The following is a 23036-nucleotide window of genomic DNA, read 5'->3' as shown; positions in this document are numbered from 1 at the left end:
TAGTGAAAAAATTAGACTAAAAATAAAAAAAAAGAAAGTGATAGAGAAAGTAATCTCTATCTTCTGACAACAACTGTTCTTGTTAATTTGTCCTGACCATATGTGACTAGGAACTTATATGGCTTGTTGACCTTAAGTTTTGGAACAACATTCTTGAATGTAAATAGAGCAATTCCTTTGCTATTGGTTTTGGCCTTGTAGACCTTTCCAAGGAATTTCATACTTACTATTTTTCCGCTCATGTATTTCTTGTTTACAGACTTCAACAAGACTTTTATGATAATACGTTTGGATGTTGTTTTTGCAACCTTGTTTTTGGCATGTATGATGCTTACAACCTTGATATTCTTGGATATTGTCACATCCTTGTAGGTTGCATAAATCTTATATGTGTTAGGTTTCACAGTAGGCAACTTAAGGGATACAATACCTTTTTCATCAGTTAAACGTTTGTATGTTTTTCCTGCAAACTTAAATGTCACATATTGTTTTACAATAGGCTTGCCGTCAAGTGTTACACGTACTTTGTATATGTAATTATGTGTGTACCTGATGGTAATGTCCAATGTGGACAGTTTAGGTTTTGGAATGTTAATTGTGACGTTTTTGCTGATTGGATTATATTTCGCATCACCTGGATAAGTTATGGTTGCATTGTGTTTGCCATAGCTTAAATCAGGCAAGTTGATGTGGGATACTCCATTTTCAATCGGAAGGTGATATGTGTAGCCGTTTATGTCCACTAATACATATCCGGTAGCGTCACTTGGCACTCCTATATCAAGTACAGGGTCCTTGTCACCGACAGGAAGTGTAACATCTACTGAAAGGTCCTCTTTTGACGGAGTTACCTTAGGAATATTGACAGTAGAGTTTTTGGTAACCGGCGCATACTTGTCATCACCGGAGTATGTTGCGGTTACTGTATGATTTCCAATAGCTAAATCACCGACATCAACACTTGCAGTACCGTTTACAACATCAGCAGTGTAATTTTCACCGTCAACAGTTACTGTAACTTTTCCTGTTGCATCCCTAGGCAATGTTACAGTGACTACCGGAGAGGTTGTATTGACTGGAAGGTCAATTTTGATTGTTTTATCCGCCGGCAAGACCACTTTAGGAACATCAAATGTTGAATTTGTGTTTGCAGCCTCATATCTGTAGTCCCCAGGATAGTTTACGGTAAGGTTATGTTCACCGACTGCCATATCGTCTACAGTCACTGTTGCAACTCCACCGTTGATAGGGGCAGTGTATTGTTTGCCATCAACTGTGATATTGACATCACCTGATGCGAATTCAGGTAATTTTACAGTGATTTTAGCTGAAGTAGTACCTTCCGGAATTTCAACACTTACAGCATCTTCGATTGGAGTAGGTATTTTTGGAACAGTTAATGTAGTTGTGTTTTCAATCGGAGCATATTTTCCATCACCTGAGTATGATGCACTTACTGTATGGTTTCCAATAGCCAGGTCATCTGTTCTGACTGTTGCAGTACCGTTTACTACTTCAACTGGAGGCATTTCAACACCATCGATAGTTACAATCAACTCACCAGTTGCATCACCAGGCAGTTTAACTGTCACTTCTGCAGAGGTTGTGTCATTTACAACTTCAATTTCAACAGCTTCATCGAAAGGAACTTCAATTTTCGGAACAGTCAATGTGATGTTTTTGGAAACAGGGTTGTAGTTTTCATCACCTGCATAATTGATTGTTGCTTGATATTCACCAGGATATAAATCAACAGGTGTTTTTGCAGTACCGTTTACCAATTCTACTTCATAATCAGTTCCGTTTACTGAAATTGTCAATTTACCAGTTGCATTGTTTGAATTTGTAATTGTCAACTCTTCATTGAATACGCTAGTGTTAAGTTCAATGTCATCCGCTTTGGAAATTGTAAATGAAGTGACATTTCTGATGCTTGCATTGTCTCTAGATGCAATTGAAACATCATATTCCCCTGCCGGAAGCACACCCAAATCAAGGCTTCCAACTCCATCAGTCACATTTACCTCATATGATTTGCCATTAACTATAACATCATATGTTCCGTCCTCACCGGCTTTGATGTTGATTATCGCATTATCGGTGTATGATATGTCATCTGCAACAGCTGAAACTGTAGAATTTTTGACTGTAATATCATAAGTCAGGGCATTGCTTGTAACTGTGATATTATTTACTATGTCCTTGTAGACAACAGTTATATTCACTTTTGAAGTTTTGGAAATTATAATATCTTTAACATTTGTGAATTGCTTTTGGACAGGCTCACCAATCATGCTAGGAACTCCGTTAACATATACATCGAATGAGTATCCTGTGGTATTGAAAAATTTGACCAGGTAATACTCGACGGATATTGTTACATTTCCTTCACCAATCAAAGTGATTGTATCATTTTCAGGATAGTTTATATCACGTATTGTCAATTCGTATTTGATGTCCTTAGGCAATACATAGAATGCTGACTCATCTACATCATTATGGTATACCTCATCACCGAGAGAAGTTGATGTTGCATATGAACCTTCAGGAAGTTCAATTGTTGTTGATCCTTTACCGTTGATTACCTCAACAGTTACGTTTTCATCGTTGATTTTGACTGTGTAGTTTCCGTCGACATCAGCAGTGACATTGATTGTTGCCTCACCGTTGTATACAATTTCAGGAACTTCCACTTTCACATTGTTTGTTCCAAATACTGTGAATGTGTCATTGGTAATGATTGCGTTGTAATCATCACTGACATATCCCACAACATTTGCATTATAGCTTCCTACATCTAATGAGACATGTTTTCCTTCACCGTTAGCTTCGACATCCACCACGGTTCCGTTAATGTCTACTGTGTATGTTCCGTTGACATCAGCAATCACCCTGACAGTTGCATTGTTCGGATAGTCAATATTTTCAACAACAACAATTATGTTATTGTCTGATTTGCTTACATTAAATTTTACTTCTGTAATTTTTACAGTGTAGTTTTGAATATCAGCAAATGTGGTTGTTGCCACATATCCTATGCCTGCAGGTAAACTGACTGTTGCATTTCCTTCACCATATTCATCAACTGTTACAGGAACTGTGTAGGTTCCGTTGATTGTTATGTTATAGGTGTCAGGCATGTTTGAGATTACTTTGACAAATACATCTCCAGGTAGTGTGGTGTCATCGATTTCAATGACAATGACAGCAAGTGCCCTGATAACATTGAATGTAGTGTTCTTAGTCAATCCATTGTAGTTGTTGCTTGTATATCCTGTAATGTTTGCATAATATGAACCTGCAGCCAAATGAATACTTGTGCCTGTGGTATTTGCTTGGACTTCAACAACTGTTCCGTTAATGTCGACCTTATACATTCCTGCTGCTGTTGCGGTTACCTGAACTGTTACGTTGAACGGATAGGTTGAAGGAATGACACTTACTTCAATATGATTGTCGGCTTTGATTACTTTAAATGCTGTTGAATTTTTCTGTCTGTTGTAGTTTTCCTGTTCAGGGGTTGCTACAGTTGCATTGTATGAATCCACATCAAGATAGACATATTCATTGAAGTAAATTTCCTTGTCAGGCTCGCTGACTTCAATATCGAATGAATATTTGTCTGCAATGTTTACTGTGTAAGTTCCAGCAACATCAGTCGTGATGTAACCGGTCACATTGCTGCCGTAGACAATTTCATCAACGACAATTGTCACGTTGATGTCTGCCTTTTCAATTTTAAATGTATCGTTTTGAGCGTTTACTGTGTAGTTTTCATAGTCAAATGCTGAAACTTCAGCTGAGTAGTTACCTGCATTAAGGAAGGTTGTGTTTTCACCTACTCCTCCAACTACATCCACTGTCAGTTTAGTGTTTTGTGTGTCATTTAAGATGACTGTGTATTTTCCGTCGACATCAGATGTCACTTTGACAGTTATTGCATTAGGATAAACCGCATCTTCAACTTCAACTACAACATTAACAGTTGCCTTTTTGGATTTGACTGTAATGTTTGCTTCGGATGGAAGGTAGTTGTGAGATCCTGAGTATTTTACAGTGATATTGAATTCTTCAATGGATTTTACAGTCCATCTGAACTCATCACCAATGGATATTGCATCTGAAATTGGATTTTCACCAATGTAGTATGTAATGTTTCCTTCACTTACGTCATGTCCGTTTTGTGTTGAAATACCCGGATTCAGTGAAATTGTATCATTGTACTGTGTTTGAATCGGACTGACCACATTAATGACAGTTGGAGCCTTATTGACAGTTACATTAATTGTTTTGTTTGCGGCAAGATATTTGTCAGTTCCAGCAACACTGATTGTAATTTCTACAATGCCACTGTTCAGACCTTCTACAAGTCCGTCATTGTTTACTGTGGCAATTGATGAATCATTGACCTTGAATGTTACATCTCCAGGACTGTCGACACTTACAATAATTGACACTCCATCTTTCACATTCACTGAAATAGGTTCACCGTTTACAGTGATTGTCGGAGCTAACTTATTTACTGTCAATGTGAAGTTTTTGCTGTACTTTTCATATATTTCGTCTTCCCCAACAGTTACTGTAATGTTCACCTGACCTCCAATTATTCCTGAAACATGATTGTTATTTACAATTACTGCAATTGATTCATTATTGGATTTGTATGAGACTCCACGTTCATCACCTGAGAAGTCAACCATTATATCAGCAGTATCATCAACATCTACGGAAAATGGATCATTTAAAATTTTGATATTCGGAATGAGCTTGTTTACAGTGACTGTTACATTTTTGCTGCCTGCAAGATATCTTTCGGTTTCGGATACCCTTACAGTTACGTTTACTTTTCCACCTTTTTTACCTGTTACAGTAACATCATTTAAATCAGCAATTGAATCATCTACAATTTCAAAGCTGAGGCTTCCGTCACTATTAGTGGTAACATTTAAATCAACACTTCCATATACATCAATGGAAATCGGTTCTTCGTTATTGACTGTGAATTCAGGAGTGAGTTTATTAACAGTTACAGTTACATTCCTGCTTACGGACTGATATCTAGGAGTTTCTTTTGAAGTTAATGTAATTGTTACTTCACCTCCGATTATTCCGGTAACTGTTCCTCCTTTAACGGTTGCAACACTTGTATTGCTTGAAGCGAAAATTACTGCACCTTCGCCAATATAGTCATATCCGATTGAGATGGATTTGTCAACATCTACTGAGACTGAATCTTTAGCAACCTCCAATGTTGGTTTGAGTTTGTTGACAATTACATTTACATAATAGCTTCCTGAAGTGTATTTGTCTGTTTCACTCCAACTGATTGTAACTGTTTGGTTTGAACCTAAAATACCTGTCACATTTCCGTTTGCATCAACTGTTGCATTTTCCGGAACGGAACTTGTGAAAGTGATTATACCTTCATAATCATCAGGCTTTTTGACATCGATTGCTTTGGTGCTGTCAACATCAACCTCAATATCGCTTGCATTGATTTTTGGAGAAATCTTATTGACAGTTATTTCAATGCTTTGATTTCCTGCAACATACCTGTCAGTTTCAGCCACATTCACGGTTACATTGACTTTTCCACCTAGGATACCTGTCAATTCATTGCCATTTAAAGCTGCAACAGTGGTATCATTGATTTCATATGACTTTTCACCGTCACTATCTGTAGTAGCGACTATTACTGCAGTTTGATCAGCATTAATTGAATCGATGTCGTTGATAGTGATATTTGGAGTAAGCTTATTAACTTTAACAGTTACATAAACAGTTTTTGCCAGATACCATTCGTTTTCAGGTACACTGATTGTAATTACAACATCATATCCAGTAACACCTGTCAAATTACCTTCACTGTCAATTTTTGCAATGTCAACATTAGCGCTTATAAATTCAACTGTCGCATTGCTGTTGGTGGTTGCATTAACGTTTACAGTCCTGTCCACATCAACAGAAACAGGTTCTCCATTGTTAACTGTAATATTTGATTCAAGTTTATTGACTGTTACTGTAATGTTTTTGATTCCTTTGGAATATCTTGAAGTTTCAGGACTTGTTACGGTAATGTTTACAACACCTCCTTTAAGACCAGTCACAACTCCGTTTTCATCAATTTTTGCCACATCAGTATCATTGCTTTCAAATATTAGTTTAGCATCGCCCATATCATCAGCTGATGTTTGAGCATTGACAGTGATGTTTTTACCGACATCGACTTCGTCATTTTCACCATTGATGATTGTGACAGTTGGTGTGAGTTTGTTTACGGTAATTGTAATGTTTTTAACCTCACCAACATAGTCGTGGGTTGTAGGGAGTGTAACTGTTACTTTAACTTTTCCTCCAATGAGACCTGTCAGTTCATTGCCGGATAAAACTGCAACACTTGTATCATTGATAGTGTAGCTTAAAGTTCCGTCGCTGTTTGTAGTTGCATTAATTATGATTTTTCCATCAACATCAACCATATATTTCTGGTTTGAGGAAATGTTGATTTTACCTATTTCCTTGTTGGTAACAATTACAGGAACTTCAATTGTTTGGGAAGTGTAGTTTTCACTTTCCGCAATTGTTATTTTGACTTTTGTTTCACCGTTATCAATACCTGTGACCTTGCCGTTGTTGCTGACAGTCACAGTAGCATTATCCAGGCTTTCAAATGATAGTGTCCCATTACCGAGATATGTTAATTGAATTTCTTCTGTGTTTCCAACTTTCACCCTAATCACATCAGTGTGGAGATTTGGGGATGTTTTGATAACATTAACAATAACATCCACCTCGTCGGATGTGTATTTCTCAGTTTCGGCTATGCTTATTTTAACAGTGGTTTGTCCGATTTTATTTGAGGTAACTTTACCTGTTCCATCTACGGTGGCAATGCTTGAATCCTGAATTTCATAAGTCAAGCCGCCTTCACTATCTGAAGTGACAACTAATGATTTGGTATGATTGAATTCAACATCCAATGCGTCCGCATGAAGGTTAGGTGAAATTTTGTTGACTACAACAATTACGTTTGAACTGCCTGCGGTGTATTTCTCTGTTTCAGTCCAGCTGACTGTTATGTTGACTTTGCCTCCGAAAATACCTGTGACCTCGTCACCTTCAACAGATGCGATGGATGTATTATTGCTCTCATAGGTTATCTCACCACTATAATCACCAGGTTTTACAGGAACAATCTGCTTAGTACTGTCAGCATCAACATCGAATGGATCGACTTTGATGTTTGGTGATATCTTGTTAACTGTGATTGTGATATTTTTGCTGCCTGCAAGATATTCATCAGTTTCAGCAGCACGAACTGTAATATTGACCTTACCTCCGATAACACCAGTCACCACATTACCTGAAACACTTGCAACACTGGAATCATTAGTCACATAAGTCAACTCAGCACCACTATCAACACTTGCAACAACACTCACAGACTCATCAGCATCAATAGAACCAATATCACCGACAGAAATAGTAGGAACAAGCTTATTAACCTTCACACTAACATCAGCACTACCCGCAAGATACTTATCACTTTCAGCCCAACTCATAGTAACAACAACTTCACCACCTTTTTTACCAGTAACCTTACCATCAGTATCAACAGTAAGATTATCAGGAACAGCACTAACAAAAGAAACAGTTCCATCAAAATCACCAGGAACATTAACATCAATTAACTTTTCCTCACCAACACTCACTTCAAACGGCTCAGCACTAATATCTGCAGTTATTTTATTGACTTTTACAGTTACATCATAACTGCCTGCATTGTATTTTGCAGTTTCTTCCCAATTAATGGTTATAGTTCCAGTTCCGCCAGAAATTCCTGTTACGTTACCTGAATTTTCATCAACACCTGCAATTAATGGAGTTTTACTTTCATAAGTTATGATGCCGTTATAGTCATCAGGTTTGAATGTTTGCGTTGACATCGACCTCGATGCTGTCGGCATGAATGTTTGGTGATATCTTGTTAACTGTGATTGTGATATTTTTGCTGCCTGCAAGATATTCATCAGTTTCAGCAGCACGAACTGTAATATTGACCTTACCTCCGATAACACCAGTCACCACATTACCTGAAACACTTGCAACACTGGAATCATTAGTCACATAAGTCAACTCAGCACCACTATCAACACTTGCAACAACACTCACAGACTCATCAGCATCAATAGAACCAATATCACCGACAGAAATAGTAGGAACAAGCTTATTAACCTTCACACTAACATCAGCACTACCCGCAAGATACTTATCACTTTCAGCCCAACTCATAGTAACAACAACTTCACCACCTTTTTTACCAGTAACCTTACCATCAGTATCAACAGTAAGATTATCAGGAACAGCACTAACAAAAGAAACAGTTCCATCAAAATCACCAGGAACATTAACATCAATTAACTTTTCCTCACGAACACTCACTTCAAACGGCTCAGCACTAATATCTGCATCAATTTTGTCGACTGTGACGATTATGTTAACACTTTTCGCTTCATACTTATCTGTTTCAGGAAGTGAAATTGTAATATTTGCTACTCCACCTTTTTTACCTGTCATTACACCGGTTGCAGGGTCAATTTCTAAAACGCTTGTGTCATTACTAACGAAGTTAATGGTTGCATCACTTACTTTAGTATAATTAAGCTGGATATTCTCATCATTTACTTTAATATGTATAGGGTTCTCATCAGTTACAGTGATTGAAGCAGAATTTTTAACTACATTTACAATAACGTTAACACTAACCGGAGCGTAATTATCATCACCAGTATAAAAAATTGTTAAAACAGATGTTCCGTATTTAAGACCAGTTACATATCCATTAGCCAAAACATCTATAAATTCATCTCCTCCACGATAATTTATAACACCAGTAGCTGCACTTTCACTTAACTCTGCAGGAACCTCAACATCAACATCACCAACATGAATGGTAATTTCATCTGCAGCTATAATTTTAACTGAATATTTTACTTCAAAAGGAACTGTTAATGAAGCAACATTATATGAAGCAGTTATTTTAACATTTTCCCTTTGGTCTGCATTGAATAAAATATTTTCCTCCATTAATGCATTGTTCTTGTTAACTTTTCCGTTGGAAGGTGTAAGTGTAAGATTTACCTTAGGAAGATTGGATGAATCATAAACCTTATTTACACCATTTTCAACATATGTGAAAACAAATTTGACATTTCTGTCTTCACCAACCACCATATATGGGTCTGTTTCATAATTCAATGTCAATTTGTTGTTTACAATTATATAGGTACCTGGAGTAACTCCACGATTTCCGGTATCTGAAGGAGTGTTTCCAAACCAGCAGTTGTCGAAATTATACTTACCGGAAGTCCTACCTACAACACTTGGAAATGCTTGAGATGAGGAATAGTAATTTCCAAGGAATATTGAATCTCTGAAATTGGTTTGAGATGCACTATTTGCACAAAAAGCTGCTCCACCTGAAGATTTAGCATGGTTGTTCAAAAATGTTGAGTTTACAATATTGTGAGTACCTGCAGTAGTATACAATACACCACCACGACCATAGCTTGTACCACCTTTTGCATCATTTCCAATGAATGTGGAATTAGCTATGGAAAGTGTTTTACCTGTAGCCGCCCAATATATTGCTCCACCGTGAGCTGTAGATTTACCTTTTGCGAAATTGTTTCTAAAAGTAGAATTCACTATACTGACATCATCAGCAGTGGTTGAAATATAAAGAGCTCCACCATAATTTGATTGAGTAGTACTGTATGCAGAATTATTTATGAAATCTGAATTTGTGATATTTATTTTTCCAGAATAACTATAAATTGCACCTCCACCAAGATTGGAAGAAGCAGAATTATTTACAAATGTTGAGTCATAAATTAAATTGCTGTCACCAGATTGCTGGTCCATAAAAGCCAGTGCCCCACCGGTAAGAGCGGTGTTATTCATGAAAGTCACATTAATGAATCTCTTGTTAATACCACTATTAAGGTATATTGCACCACCTTGTGAATTAGAATGACTGTTTTTAATTATGGTATCTCTAATTGTAGCATATTTTGCGCCTTTCCAATAAATTGCACCACCATGTTCATTACTATAACCATTAGTTAAAGTAATGTTTTTAATAGTTAAATTATGAGCGTTTTCGATATTGAATATTCTTGATTTGCCATTTGCGTTGACAGTGAATCCGTTACCGTTGATTGTTAAATTTTTAAGGGATATCCTAATTCCAGTATATCCAGTATCCGCACCTATAATATAATTATAATTACGGTCTAAATTGACAACACCGTTTTCACCGGCTGCACTGATTAATTCCTGTAAAATAGCAAAGTCCCCCTGTATAGAAGAGCTTTTATTATATGAAGCAGATCCGAAACTTGCGGTTAATGATAGGTCCTTATATACTGGAGCAATAGGAACATCAGCAACTCCTTTAGATAAAACCGCACTGTCCTGAACAGTCAGGTTTTCTCCAATTAATGTCAGGTTCAGGTTTCCTAAAGCGCAATTTTCATTTGTGCTGTTTGTTGCATCCAAAACATTGTAGACATTATTCAAATTGATTGTTGCAGCCGCTTGTCCTAAGGTAATATTTAAGAAATACCAGTTGTTTAATGTGAATCCTTCAACTTTTGCAATGTTTTTATTGTAATCGGAAGCGTTATTTCCAAACCAGTTATAATCAGCATTCAAGTCGCTTGGAGCATAAATTGCATTATCTCCAGGATTGTCAATGAATACACAGTCGTTTACTTTTCCATTGTTTTTTATCCAGTATATTGCACTTCCGCCTGCAGCTGTGTTATTTGTAAATATGGATGATTTTACGGTTCCGCTTTCGCCGTCAAAGTATATTGCACCACCATTCTCATCGCTTTTGGCATTGATGAATGTAATGTTTTCGATTACGACATTTGAACCTGTTATCTTGAATATTCTGGACTGGCCTTTTGCATCAATAATGTAACCGTTACCTTTGATTATGACATTGTCACGGTCAATAACAATTCCTTCTGTGATAGTGTCAAATAATAAATCATAAGTATAATTGCGTGTTAGCTCAACTACATCATTTTCACCTATAAGTTTCTGCAAGATATTAAAATCTCCAGCCATAATTTCTGTTGTTGCTACTGCATTGGTGTTTTTAACTGTTAATGATCCTTTTTCACCATTTAATGTATATGCAACATTTGTTTTCCCTGTTTTATTTAGTGTAATTGTATCTGGAACATCCAGATTAGTTGATTCAGTGTTTAATGTGATATTCGGGAGATCGTAAGATGAATATCCTCTGATGAGGTTTGTACCATCATATAGATTGTTTAAAGAAATTGTTGCATATTCGTTTGTTGCATTGGCATCTAAAACATACCATGGACCCATTGCCAGATTAGCAGGAACATTAGGTTTTTGGTCATAGTTGGTCATATTGTTTCCAAACCAGTTATAATTGGCAAAGAACTGTTGTGGAATAGCTGAATTGATAACATATTCTCCGGAATTGTTCAATAAAATGGAATTTTCAAGAGTGTAACCTCCAGTTACATAAATTAAAGCTGTTGTTGCAGTATTGTTAATGAAAATACATTTATCTGCTGACGCAACATTAGTATTTGCATCATAAATAACAGCACCTGCTTTTGCAATATTTTTAATAAATTTGGAGTTTGTAATCACATTTCTGTATCCTGTTGTATATGATACTGCTCCCTGATTTGCAGTGTTGTTTTTAAATGTACAATTATCTGAATCAACATATGAATGATAAATATATAAAGCCCCGGCATTAGTTGCACTGTTGTTTTCAAATGTACAGTTTGCAAAGTCAGTGTTGCCACTTGCATAGCTATATATTGCACCACCTGTTGAAGCGCGATTATTTGCGAAAGTGGAATTGATGAAAGTGTTGACAGGACCATTATCATAAACTGCACCTCCTCTGTTACCGTAGTTATTGATAAATGTACAGTTAATAAAGGAATTTGTACCGCCATAATTATAAACCGCTCCACCGTAATCACTAGCCTGATTGTTTATGAATGTACAGTAATTCACATTTAAAGATTGGGCAGAGTGATAAATTGCAGCACCATAATCAGAAACCCCATTCTTGAATGTAATATTATTTAAAGTTACATGATTTTCATTAAACCAGAATATGCACGCTTTTTTATCACCATCAATTGTATAACCATTTCCGTTGATGGTAATGTCTTTATTTGAAAATATTCCATTTTTTATTGTATCTACACCGTCAATAAATTTGAAATCATGTTCAAGGTTTAGAACTCCTTCCTGTGGAGTAAACCAAATAAGATCATACAATTCCTTAAAACTACCGTTACAGACAATAACATATTCCAGTTCTTTATTGACAGTTATATCCTCATAACTGACAGTTAATGTTGCAGTAGTTTTAAACATTGCAAACCCGAAAGCAGCTTGACCGTTGTCGTTGAGAGTTACAGCAGTCGGATTGCACTGTGCATGTGTACCACCAAGATTAAGTGTTATGGCCTGTAGTGCATAGCTGTCATAATTGCCTTTACCGTTACCGTCAAAAAGATTATTTAAAGATACTGTTGCAGTACCTTCAGTAGCTGGGTCCGCCTCTATATTCAGGAATAACCATTTATTAACAGTTATGCCGTCTGTTTTAGTGATTGAAGTATCATAATTTTGAGCTGTATTACCCCACCAGTTATAATCAGCTACAACATCACTTGATCCAACAACATTGTAAGTAGCATCATTACTGATAAATATTGAATTATCTATATTAGCTATTGTGGTAGGACTCATATAAATTACAGAATTAGAACCGACATTGTTTATAAAACTTGACTCTGTTATTTTATTTTCATTACTGTTTGCATTGATATATAATACATCACCCTGACCACTTGCATCATTATTAGTGAAAGTACAGTTAATTACTTCAATCTTATTTCCCTTAAAGTATACAACAGCACCATCTGTACCGACTGCATTTCTGAAAATAATATTTTTTAAGATTAAATCCTGAGAGCCTGTTTCATCATTAAAGTAAAAAATGTTAGATAATCCTTTTGCATCAATGAAATGTCCGTTACCATCAATTGTTAAACTTTTAGTGATTTCAATGCCGCTGGTTAAACTGCTGTCCTTATCAGAATCATAATTGTAATCCTGTTTTAATGATAATTCTCCGCTTATATCATTATTAATTTTATTCTGCAGTGAAATGAAAGTAGGATCAACTCCTCGGGTTATTTCAGCACCACTGATACCGACGGTCAATAAATATGAATCAGCTGGAGTGTAAACGATTGTATTTTTCCCGGTACCATCAATTTTTACTTTAGAAGGAACTTCAATATCCTCTCCTTTAACATCCAAATCAATTGTAGGTAAAGCATAGTTTGTATCTTCACTTAAAACCCCATTTTCCAATAAATTATTTAATGATACAAAAGCATTTCCATTGCCGTCCAAATTCAAATCTAAAACATATTGTTTATTTATTTTCAAAGCAGAATTTACCTTTGGAGTTGCAGTTTTATAATTGTCCTTGGTCAGACCCCACCAGCTATTTTCTGCAGTAAGAGTATTACCATAGCTACTAGCATATTGGTTATTATATAAAACATCATAAGTTCCAGAATTGTTAATGAAAATTGAATTTGAAATTACTCCATTTGAATAATATATTGACCAATATATGGAACCTGCATTAGAACCAGTGTTATTTATAAAAATACATTTATCTATAGTTCCACCATAATAAATCCAACGAACCGCACCAGTATTAGACCCAGTATTGTTTATAAAAGTTGAGTCAGTGATAGAATTACCCCAAGCATAGTAGTAATATATAGCTCCATCAAGACCATGGTTATTTATAAATGTACAATTTTGAATTTTAACATTATTACAAATATCATTTTGATTATCAGCAAATATCGCTCCAGGTCCATCAGAAGAATAACCATTGACAAAAGTAATATTTTTAATGGTTACACTATTAGAATTAACATTAAAAAATCTTGTATGGCCTTTCGCATCTATCTTATGGCCTTGACCATCTATAACCAAATTATTCACAGTTATATCAATACCTGCCGTAATTGTATCAGTACTCATATATTCATAATCATTTTCCAATAGGACTTTTCCAGAAGCACCACTTACCTTAGTCTGCAAAGCAGCAAAGCTTCCATCGTCCGTGTCCCCCAAAATTTCAACATCATTATTACTTTTTTGTAAAATATTTTCACTATTTACATTAACCCCTGTTACTTCCACAGTATCATTGGCAACGCTTACAGCTTCATCACCACTGTCAGCTGCACTTATTGCCGAAATTGTAAAAAGCACGCAGATAATTAATAAAATAGTAATTATCTCCTTTTTAAACGTCAAAACAATTCTCTCCTTTTACACTAAATATTAATCGAGAATGTTATTATTTATGTATAATATAATATTTATATTATTAAGAAAAAATTGAATAAAATTACAAAAAAAGTTAAAAAATAAAGTTTATCTGCATTTAAATCCCATTTCATCAAGGATTTTTTGAAGATACTTTTTCTTCAAAACAAGTTCACGTCTATCGGCCAGCCTGTCACTGTTTGGCTGGGCAACTTTTTCAGGCAATCTTGAAGCTCCGAGATAAGTTGTATCACCTTCACGCAACTTGTGAGCCTCACCATTATCAATGGCTTTCTTAATATACCAGTAATCCTTAAAAAGCACGTCAAAGTCGTTACTTAAATAATAAAACTCAAGATCAGTTATAATACCAGTTGAATCATGCCATATTATTAAAACAGATTCATACTTAAAAAGCTCTGAAAAGCCAATAAAATTAAAATAGTCCAAATCAGATAATTTAAATTTCGATGCGGGATATCTCTTGCCACAGTTTTTATAGAAATACTCCACAGGAGCAACAAAAAAAGTTTCCGATTCATCCAAGACTACATCATGGATGTTTTTTCCAACAAGAGCCTCGAATGAATCCATGTTAATCTATTCCTTATCGAGTGCAGGAATTCCGGTTATTCTAAGTCCGCCGTAATGGGATTTATATTTAATGTTAAGTCCAATGAGAAGCGGAGTGATTTTTTCTATGATACGTGCTTTTTCCAAAATACCGCAGTCGATTGTTTTGATTCCAGGGATTTTATCAATGATTTCCGCTGCAGTTGCCTTAGCATCAGCGTCATCACCGGCTATAAGACAGTCACAGTCGATTTCTTCAGGAATGTTAGCCAAATGAGAATTTGAAATGTTACAGAATGCACAGATTACCTTTGCACCTGTTCCTTCCAAGATTTTAGCAGTTCTTTCAGCGGCTGATCCTTCCATCAAATCAATGAATCTGAAAGGTTTTCCGCCGATTGCAGTTTCAAGAGGTACGGTTGCATCCATAACAATCTTGTCAGCACAGAACTCCTTGATTCCTTCAAGGGTTGGTTTTTGTGCAGCCAGAGGGACGGTAATTATAAGTACGTCGCCTTCTTTTGCAGCGTCTTCATTTGCCATGCCTACCATGTTTGACAAATCATAATCGGATAAATCTTCTTTTGCTTTTGCAACAACATCTAATGCTTTTTCTTCTTTTCTTGAACCTACAATTACATCCATGCCTGCAATGGCCAATCTTTCTGCAATTCCAAGTCCTTGTGGACCTGTTCCTCCAATTATACTTACTTTCATTCTATCACCTATTTTTATCATATAATAATCCGCCGACGAAAATTATATATTCCGGCAGTTTCCCATCATGAGCATATTTTATTTCATATCCAAAAATGTCATTGATGCATTCATCGACTTTCCCACCAAGAGATTCCAATGAGTATCTCATCTTGAAGGGCATCTTGCATGGCATGTTGAATTCCCTTGTGCATCTCATGCACAGGTTACATTTGCCAAGAAAGAGACCCAAAGAATTTTCATCTTCAAGCATGTAAATTTCATTCATCAGCTTCACTTTCATTCTCTCGAATCTTTTCAAAATGAATTCAAGTTCCTTTTCTTCAAAAGTGTGTGCCAGTTCCTCTTCAGAAAAATCAATTTTAAAAGCGATTATCTTGAGCTTGTCATATGAATTCCAGACGTCTGCAACATCAAATTCAAATGGAGGATAGTTCCAGTTGTATCCAAGCATCTCCTGCTCTTCAATGCACAGTTTTGACACTTCATCAAAGTCGACGTATTTCTCATAGAATTCAACGACATCAACATCTGCTGTGAGTTTTTTAATCTCAGACATAATTATTATTATAAAAATTGAATATTATAAAACTTTCTATAAATATTATCCTTCAATTACGCGATTAATTTTGATTTTTTTTGAATTATAACCAATTGATTTGTTGGTATCATTCAATGATTTTTTAAGGGTGTTTACTATTGCATAAAGCAGTTCCCCATCAAATTCAATAGTTTCCAGGCATTTGAATTCACAGTATTTTGATATTCTCTTATCTTCCAGAAATTCAATGTATTCATCCCATTCCTCATTGACCTGATCAATCATTATCTTCAAATCAAGCAAATTATCGTTGAGTTCATCCGCTTTTCTGAAAGCTTCCTTTTCAATACCTTTCAGACCTTCCAAGTCATTGTGCTGATATTCATATAGAAAAGTTTTCTGTGCCATAGTATCACTTTTAGGTTTGACTAAATTATCTTTGGTTTTGAAGGTATATTAATATTGTGATTGTTGCTGAAAATTGATTTATATTTGTAAAATTTAGTTTAAAGAGTAAAATTTAGCTTAAAATCAACAAAAATTATTTATAATCTTTAAATTAAATAATAAGTAAATAACCACTAGGAAGTTATAAAATGAACAAAAAACATCACCAAATTTATGACTCCATATTAAAAATAATCATCACAGTTTATCTGAGTGAATTTTTAGAATATATCGGAAGAAATAGAAGAAGTCTTGAAAACAGAAATTACGACAATTAGCGGGAGAACAGTATATTTAGATTTTTTATGTAAAACAAATGATGGAAAATTATATAATATTGAATTTCAACTAAAAAGTCCTAAAGTCGATGATCTGACTCGATTTTATGACTATAATATTATTGCAAATGTTAGATATGATAAAATTACAGAAACAGTTAATTCAATTAGAAATTGAAAAATTTGTCCCCGAAAATGAACAAAAAGAATTTAAAAAGGAGATTGATATGACACCTGAAACCGAAGCATTGTTTAGAGAAGTTTTTGAACATACGAAAAAAAATGGGCTCAACTTGAAAAGGATGAAGCACGAAAAGAAGGTAGAAAAGAAGGAATAGAAGAGGGTAAAAAAGAAGGAATTAAAGAAGGAATAAAAGAAGTGGCAAAAAATTTAAAAAATATAATGACCGATTTAGAAATATCAGAAATCACAGGATTAAGCATTTCAGAAATAGAAAAATTATAGTAGTTAACATCTTGTTAACTATTATCTTACAATATACTTGCCGGGATTTAAAAAATCATCTAAAAATTTCAGATCAATCTCATCAATACCAATGAACTCATGAGTGTTAATCAGGTTTTTCTTAAGGTTTTTTCCAACTTTGATAAGGCCGATATGTTCCTGTGTAAAAATATATGAAATCAAATCAACTGCATTGTTGAATTCTCTTTTTTCCGTGTGAACTAAAAAGTCATCCTTTATATAGCAGTTTTCACGGCCATACTTTTTGACAAAGTTTTCGCATGCCTGATTTATGAATACCTTAGGCCCAATGTTTACCTTAATGTTATTCAATTTTGATGACGACATTTCAAGCAGTATCACGCAGTCATCTACCTCATCGCTCCAGTAATCGGCCTTGAATACATTGAACTCCTCACTGTTCAATTTCCTTTCAAGAGCTTCGCATGTCTTTCTAAGCTGCGGATGAAGAGTATCCAATGGCATTTCAGGAATACTGAATCTGAATGCTATCAAATCACTGTTTCTCAATTTGAATTCTTTTAGAATATTTTCTTTATTTAAATTGAGTTGTAGAGGATAAAAATAGTCCTGTTTATTGTCTGAATTTATATAGTTACGTGCGGACTGGATAAACTCAGCCATCTTGTCCAATCGTAGAGCAGCACCAACATTTCTGTTCTTATCAGTGGGATCAATTACAACTAGAGGGTCGTTAAATAAATTTGCAGTGCCATAATCCTCCAAGTCTATAATTTCACCGAATTTCCAGTTGATTGCCGCATCAAGAGTATTTTCAAAGTTGCCGTATTTGATAATAAGCAGCTCACACAGATATCCTGCAAATCCTCCTACCTTAAACTCGGATCCATATGTCCCTGTCATTGCCATAAATCGTTTCAAAAGAAGGACTTCTTCATCCTGTCCGTCTGATAGTTTATCTTTTACATATCTGGTGTGAAGGATTGTTCTGTCAACTGCGGATTTGAGTTGACTTCCGTCTTCAATTGCATAGCATGGAACAATATCCACTTCACATCCTTCAATGTGGGTTGTAACATATGGGTGTGAAGCAAAGTGATGCTCTGCTTCAACATCGAATTCACTGCAGCATGAATGTGCCAACTTAAGGCCTGTTTCCTTTAAGTATTTCTTATCTGTGTCGAGTGGAAAAGCTATGAAGATATCAATATCAGATTTTCCTTTAAGTGCCGTGTTTTTAGCAACAGAACCGACAAGGTTCACATGCGCATCAATGCCCTGTGCATCACACATCTTCTGAAGGAAATTCATTATCCTGAAGGAAACATCATCAATATGCTGTTTTTCATCAACTGTTGGTTTGATATCTTTTAAAATAGCTTCATAATCCATATAATCACAATTCAAATACTTTTATATCCTCATATATTGGTCCGGATGGTTTCAATGTAGATTTTTTAAGTATTATTCTATCCACAGTCATCTCACCAATTTCAAAATTCTCAAGAGACTCTATTTGAGACTTAACTTCATTCTTGTTTTTGGCGGATTTCATGCGTCCGATGGTCAGGTGTGATGAGAATTTTTTATCTGCCTCAAAACCGAGTTTCTTAAATTCAACATCGAGTTTATCATGCAAATCCTTTAGGACTTTATCCCCTTCAAGACCAACCCAAATTACCTTAATGTGGTTTTTGTTTGGAAATGCACCGCATCCCATAATCTTAATATTGAATGAATCAAATCCGGAGACTACATCTGATATTTTCCGGCTGAGCAAATCAATTCCGTCAACATCAATATCTCCAAAAAACTTCAATGTCAAATGAAGATTAGCCAAATCAACATATTTAATATTTGCATCAATTTCCTTGAAGTTCTTAATTATCTTATTGATTTTAGGTTTTAAGTCTTCATCCAAATCAATTGCAAGAAAAGCTCTAATTTCAGGCATCAAATCACACTCACTGCTCAATTATTGTTTCATCAATAGCTATACCGAAGTGACGTGCCTTGCTTTCAATGTAGACTTTTACTTTATCACCAGGTTTGATGTCAGCTACGGACAGTGCTTCGTTATTTTCATCAACAATTCTGATAGTTTCAGCGTTTTGAAGTAAAGTGCGTATTGTCTGATCTTCATATTCAGCTTCAATCAATATCAGTGGTCTTCTCTCGATTTTACTTCTGCCCACATATGCGGTTCTTGTCTCACCTTCAGTATTTACAATCAGTACCTCATCTCCGGCAACAAGTTCTGCAAGATATCTGGTCTTGTTTCCAGGCACCATCACATATGCCTGAACAGGACCTGCGTTAACTCTGAATGGACGTGAAGCAACATATTCGCTTTCCAAAGATTCGGAATGAACGAGAAACATTGATTTTGAATATGACCCTATAAGCATTCCCTCACCAGGCTTCATCATGTCTGTTGTATCAACACATACCCTGTCTCCAGATCCCAAAGGCTTGACATTGGTTACTGTAGCTACCTTCAGTTCATATTTTGCCTGTGAAGCTTCAACAACTTCCTGAGCTATTTTTTTGGTTTTATTGAAGTCATTTGCTTCAAATATTACTCCATCAGTTCCATGTTCCAATGTTTCAAGTGCTACACGCGCACCATCAAGATCCTGTACTGCAGCAATGATTTTTACATCCTCCTTTTGAAGGTCCGCAATGATATTTTCAAGAGGAATGATAGTCCAGTCAGTTCCAACGAGAATAATATAATCTACAATAGGCCCTAATTTAACTGCCAATTGTTCATGAGCCTTATCTGTGATTTTAATATATGCGCATACAGTTTTTCCTTCGCTTTTTGCTTTTTTTGCAGTTGCAATATCCTGTGAATCAGCAAAGTTTTCTTTCAAATCTACAAAGCCGTCACCTTCACCGTTAATGCCTACCAGATATATGTCGGCATCGTCACTATTAGCAATTATTTTTACATTACCCAGTTTTCTGATTTGTTCTATATCATCCAAATCAAGAACATGGTCAATTCCTGATTCCAATGCTGTGGTAATCATTTCCTTTTTATCTTCCCACAATTCATCAGGTGTGCTTATCCAAGCGAATTTATCTTGCATACAATCACCTTATTTCAAGAATTCCAAAGCCTCATCAACTTCCAAATCATTATGGACCACTTCAGAAATTGCACGGGTAATCTTGCCCGGATTTTCAGCCTGGAACAAATTACGTCCGAAAGCTACACCGGCACCACCGACTTCAAGAGAGTCCTTAACCATTTGCAACAATTCTTCATCAGTTTCAACTTTAGGCCCTCCAGCAATTACAACAGGCACGATTGCACCTTCAACAACTTCTTTGAATGAATCAGGGTCTCCAGTGTAATTGGTCTTAACAATGTCCACTCCAAGTTCTGAACCTACACGAGCTGCATGCTTTACGAATTCAACATCGTGTTCGTTTTCCACCTTCTGACCCCTTGGGTACATCATTGCCAAAAGAGGCATTCCCCAATAGTCACAGGTTTCAGCTATTTCACCTAATTCCTGCAACATCTGACTTTCTGTTTCACTTCCAAGGTTTACATGAACTGATACTGCATCCGCTCCAAGCTGAATAGCTTTTTCAACGCTTGTTACAGTTACCTTATCATTTGGGTCCGGTGCAAGTGAGGTACTTGCTGACAAATGCACGATTAACCCAATATCTTTTCCGTAACCACGGTGGCCTTGTTTTACAATTCCCTTGTGCATTAAAATTGCATCTGCCCCACCTTGTGAGATGTTTTCAACAGTTTCATCCATATTAATAATACCAGGAATAGGTCCACTGGACACACCATGATCCATCGGTGCAATTACAGTTCTACCGGTATTTCTGTTTATGATTCTTTCTAAACGAATCTTTTTGCCTATCATCATATTAAGCCTCATTTAAACTTATGAATTATATTATATTTATCAACATATATAATATTAATTGCACAATATGAAAAAAATATTAAATGAAGTTTAAAATTACATTAAATTTAATAAATGAAAATTAAACAGAATAATATTTCATAATGAAAAATATAATCAAAAATAAACACTAATTTTATAAAAAATATACAGTAAACAGTATTAAATATAATGTAATCGATAATCAGCATGACAATTAAATATTGAATAATGGTACAGATTGAAAATTAAAAGAAAAATAGTTAATTTAATTTATTCATTAAATCACACAAATAATTAAAAAAAAACATTAAGTTACTTCCTAAGCGAAGGTGTCCATAAGTCAAATTCCTTAATAAGCGGAGGGATTCCTGAGTCATTATATGAATCCAGAAAACCTTCATCTGAACTGTAATCCTCACCGCTGACAGTTGATGAATTGACAAATTCCAAAATTCCACGATTTCTAATTACAGTATGTGCCGGTTTGAATGTTGATGACCAAATGTAAAACACTTTAAAAACCGTATCAGGATGATATCCACCTCCAAGGTCAATTGCAAGCACATCACACTTTTGAACTTTCGAAAAAACCTCGCCCAAAACTTCATGGCGTCTCACATCCCCTGAAATGAACTCCACACCATCAAGACTGCCCATCACATCAATTGCTTCGGGTGAATTATCTACTGCAATGACTCTGCAACTGTGAGAAATGATTTTTGTCGTGCCACCAAGATGACATCCCAATTCTATAACTACATCCCCATCATTAATCAGTTCCGTTAAATCCTGACGGTATTTTTTAATATCATAACTTAATTTAATCATAAACTATACCATTGTTATCAAGTTGACATACATGTAAGTCATCAATGTCTAAATTTTTGAATGCATCTTCATCATATGCAAAAGCAAATACAGTATTTCCAAGCATTGCCATTGAACTTCCCAAAATATCACACGAAGAATTAAAATACTCAATTAAATTTTTCACATCATCAGTCATCAAATTTGTCTCACTTGAAAACTTGGCAGAATAGGATAAAAAGTTATCCATGGTGGGTTCTTTTTCAAATAGTTCCAGATATTTCAAACCGGCCCGTGAAAGGACCTGCTTGTGGTGAGGGTTTGAAATAATATCTGCCGTTTTTATAGGGCCAAATGTTTTATATCCAACAAAAACATCTTTTCTAAATGATTTTATCTCGCCGATGCCTGGAGCACCGGATTTAGTTCTCAAAACTATGCCTTTGCCTGTTTGGGCGATTACATCACCCAATCCCGCACCCAGATTTATTTCAGACATATGTGCAATCTGACCGCATAATTCCTGCGAATACCCTAAATCCAAAAATTCATTGACCGCTAATGTTAAACTTAATGCTGAAGCTGCCGAGGTTCCAAATCCTGCCCCTATCGGAAGCTGAATGTCCTGTGTGATTTTGAATGTGTCATCAAGTTCCATAATGTTTAAAACTTCATCAATGACTGTTTCATCACCCTGATTGACATCAATTTCCAGTTTTTCGGAAGGCGAAATAGTGGTTCTAACACCCTTAGAGAGCAAAAACCCTACACCGCAAGATCCGTTTTTAAGGCTCACCTCATGATTTTCAATATTGAAAAAACCTGTAACATGTCCAGGCACAAAAACTGACTTATTCATATATACA

Annotated in this window: 14 protein-coding genes; 2 read left to right on the top strand and 12 right to left on the bottom strand. The window is 35.5% G+C overall.

The annotated features are described in order from the left end of the window. Window positions 1–56: 56 nt before the first annotated feature. The 6 genes from Q0P94_RS00345 to Q0P94_RS00320 all read right to left on the bottom strand — a co-directional run bounded on the left by Q0P94_RS00345 (window position 57) and on the right by Q0P94_RS00320 (window position 16678). Window positions 57–7562 (bottom strand): Ig-like domain repeat protein, encoded by a 7506-nt coding sequence (locus tag Q0P94_RS00345; RefSeq protein ID WP_295112489.1) that lies wholly within the window; start codon window positions 7560–7562, stop codon window positions 57–59. Between the two features lie 358 nt (window positions 7563–7920). Beyond that, a complete protein-coding gene (locus Q0P94_RS00340) occupies window positions 7921–14427 on the bottom strand; it encodes a right-handed parallel beta-helix repeat-containing protein (protein WP_295112274.1) in 6507 nt (2168 codons plus the stop codon). Between the two features lie 120 nt (window positions 14428–14547). Continuing rightward, entirely contained in the window at window positions 14548–15033 is a 486-nt protein-coding gene (locus Q0P94_RS00335) for a hypothetical protein (RefSeq protein ID WP_295112271.1), read from the bottom strand. A gap of 6 nt (window positions 15034–15039) precedes the next feature. Beyond that, the gene (gene npdG / locus Q0P94_RS00330) at window positions 15040–15729 is read right to left on the bottom strand and encodes an NADPH-dependent F420 reductase (RefSeq protein WP_295112268.1); all 690 of its coding nucleotides are present in this window, start codon (window positions 15727–15729) and stop codon (window positions 15040–15042) included. A gap of 4 nt (window positions 15730–15733) precedes the next feature. Continuing rightward, entirely contained in the window at window positions 15734–16288 is a 555-nt protein-coding gene (locus Q0P94_RS00325; protein WP_295112265.1) for a DUF2284 domain-containing protein, read from the bottom strand. Window positions 16289–16333: 45 nt separating this feature from the next. Then, entirely contained in the window at window positions 16334–16678 is a 345-nt protein-coding gene (locus Q0P94_RS00320; protein ID WP_295112262.1) for a hypothetical protein, read from the bottom strand. Window positions 16679–16866: 188 nt separating this feature from the next. Here Q0P94_RS00320 and Q0P94_RS00315 point away from each other — a divergent pair, with 188 nt between their 5' ends. Together Q0P94_RS00315 and Q0P94_RS00310 are read left to right on the top strand one after the other, a co-directional pair. Then, entirely contained in the window at window positions 16867–16995 is a 129-nt protein-coding gene (locus Q0P94_RS00315) for a hypothetical protein (RefSeq protein ID WP_295112259.1), read from the top strand. A gap of 128 nt (window positions 16996–17123) precedes the next feature. After that, window positions 17124–17333: a hypothetical protein gene (locus Q0P94_RS00310; RefSeq protein ID WP_295112256.1), complete on the top strand. Its 210-nt coding sequence runs from the start codon at window positions 17124–17126 to the stop codon at window positions 17331–17333. Between the two features lie 149 nt (window positions 17334–17482). Here the strand turns inward: Q0P94_RS00310 and cca are convergent, their stop codons facing one another. From cca to Q0P94_RS00280, 6 genes are all read right to left on the bottom strand, one after another. After that, complete coding sequence (gene cca, locus Q0P94_RS00305) at window positions 17483–18835, bottom strand: CCA tRNA nucleotidyltransferase (protein WP_295112253.1); 1353 nt, start codon at window positions 18833–18835, stop codon at window positions 17483–17485. 4 nt (window positions 18836–18839) lie between these two features. After that, window positions 18840–19397, bottom strand: coding sequence for an RNA 2',3'-cyclic phosphodiesterase (thpR, locus tag Q0P94_RS00300; protein ID WP_295112249.1), 558 nt, complete (start codon window positions 19395–19397; stop codon window positions 18840–18842). A 10-nt stretch (window positions 19398–19407) separates the two neighbouring features. Beyond that, window positions 19408–20538 (bottom strand): 3-dehydroquinate synthase II, encoded by a 1131-nt coding sequence (locus Q0P94_RS00295; RefSeq protein ID WP_295112246.1) that lies wholly within the window; start codon window positions 20536–20538, stop codon window positions 19408–19410. A 9-nt stretch (window positions 20539–20547) separates the two neighbouring features. Beyond that, complete coding sequence (locus Q0P94_RS00290; RefSeq protein WP_295112244.1) at window positions 20548–21342, bottom strand: 2-amino-3,7-dideoxy-D-threo-hept-6-ulosonate synthase; 795 nt, start codon at window positions 21340–21342, stop codon at window positions 20548–20550. Between the two features lie 333 nt (window positions 21343–21675). Further along, window positions 21676–22191, bottom strand: a complete 516-nt coding sequence (locus Q0P94_RS00285) for an SAM-dependent methyltransferase (protein WP_295112241.1) — start codon at window positions 22189–22191, stop codon at window positions 21676–21678. Continuing rightward, a complete protein-coding gene (locus Q0P94_RS00280; protein WP_295112238.1) occupies window positions 22184–23029 on the bottom strand; it encodes a pantoate kinase in 846 nt (281 codons plus the stop codon). Before Q0P94_RS00280 ends, Q0P94_RS00285 begins: the two co-directional genes overlap by 8 nt. Window positions 23030–23036: the final 7 nt, after the last annotated feature.

This window comes from uncultured Methanobrevibacter sp., from assembly GCF_946184425.1.
Taxonomy (GTDB): Archaea; Methanobacteriota; Methanobacteria; order Methanobacteriales; family Methanobacteriaceae; genus Methanocatella.
This window is presented reverse-complemented; position numbering and strand designations above follow the sequence as displayed.

Coding starts and splice junctions, on each gene's coding strand:
- Q0P94_RS00345 (WP_295112489.1), bottom strand. CDS start 7,562: ATGAGTTGGGCTGAAAGTGATAAGTATCTTGCGGGTAGTGCTGATGTT.
- Q0P94_RS00335 (WP_295112271.1), bottom strand. CDS start 15,033: ATGGATTCATTCGAGGCTCTTGTTGGAAAAAACATCCATGATGTAGTC.
- npdG (WP_295112268.1), bottom strand. CDS start 15,729: ATGAAAGTAAGTATAATTGGAGGAACAGGTCCACAAGGACTTGGAATT.
- Q0P94_RS00325 (WP_295112265.1), bottom strand. CDS start 16,288: ATGTCTGAGATTAAAAAACTCACAGCAGATGTTGATGTCGTTGAATTC.
- Q0P94_RS00320 (WP_295112262.1), bottom strand. CDS start 16,678: ATGGCACAGAAAACTTTTCTATATGAATATCAGCACAATGACTTGGAA.
- Q0P94_RS00315 (WP_295112259.1), top strand. CDS start 16,867: ATGAACAAAAAACATCACCAAATTTATGACTCCATATTAAAAATAATC.
- Q0P94_RS00310 (WP_295112256.1), top strand. CDS start 17,124: ATGTTAGATATGATAAAATTACAGAAACAGTTAATTCAATTAGAAATT.
- cca (WP_295112253.1), bottom strand. CDS start 18,835: ATGGATTATGAAGCTATTTTAAAAGATATCAAACCAACAGTTGATGAA.
- thpR (WP_295112249.1), bottom strand. CDS start 19,397: ATGCCTGAAATTAGAGCTTTTCTTGCAATTGATTTGGATGAAGACTTA.
- Q0P94_RS00295 (WP_295112246.1), bottom strand. CDS start 20,538: ATGCAAGATAAATTCGCTTGGATAAGCACACCTGATGAATTGTGGGAA.
- Q0P94_RS00290 (WP_295112244.1), bottom strand. CDS start 21,342: ATGATGATAGGCAAAAAGATTCGTTTAGAAAGAATCATAAACAGAAAT.
- Q0P94_RS00285 (WP_295112241.1), bottom strand. CDS start 22,191: ATGATTAAATTAAGTTATGATATTAAAAAATACCGTCAGGATTTAACG.
- Q0P94_RS00280 (WP_295112238.1), bottom strand. CDS start 23,029: ATGAATAAGTCAGTTTTTGTGCCTGGACATGTTACAGGTTTTTTCAAT.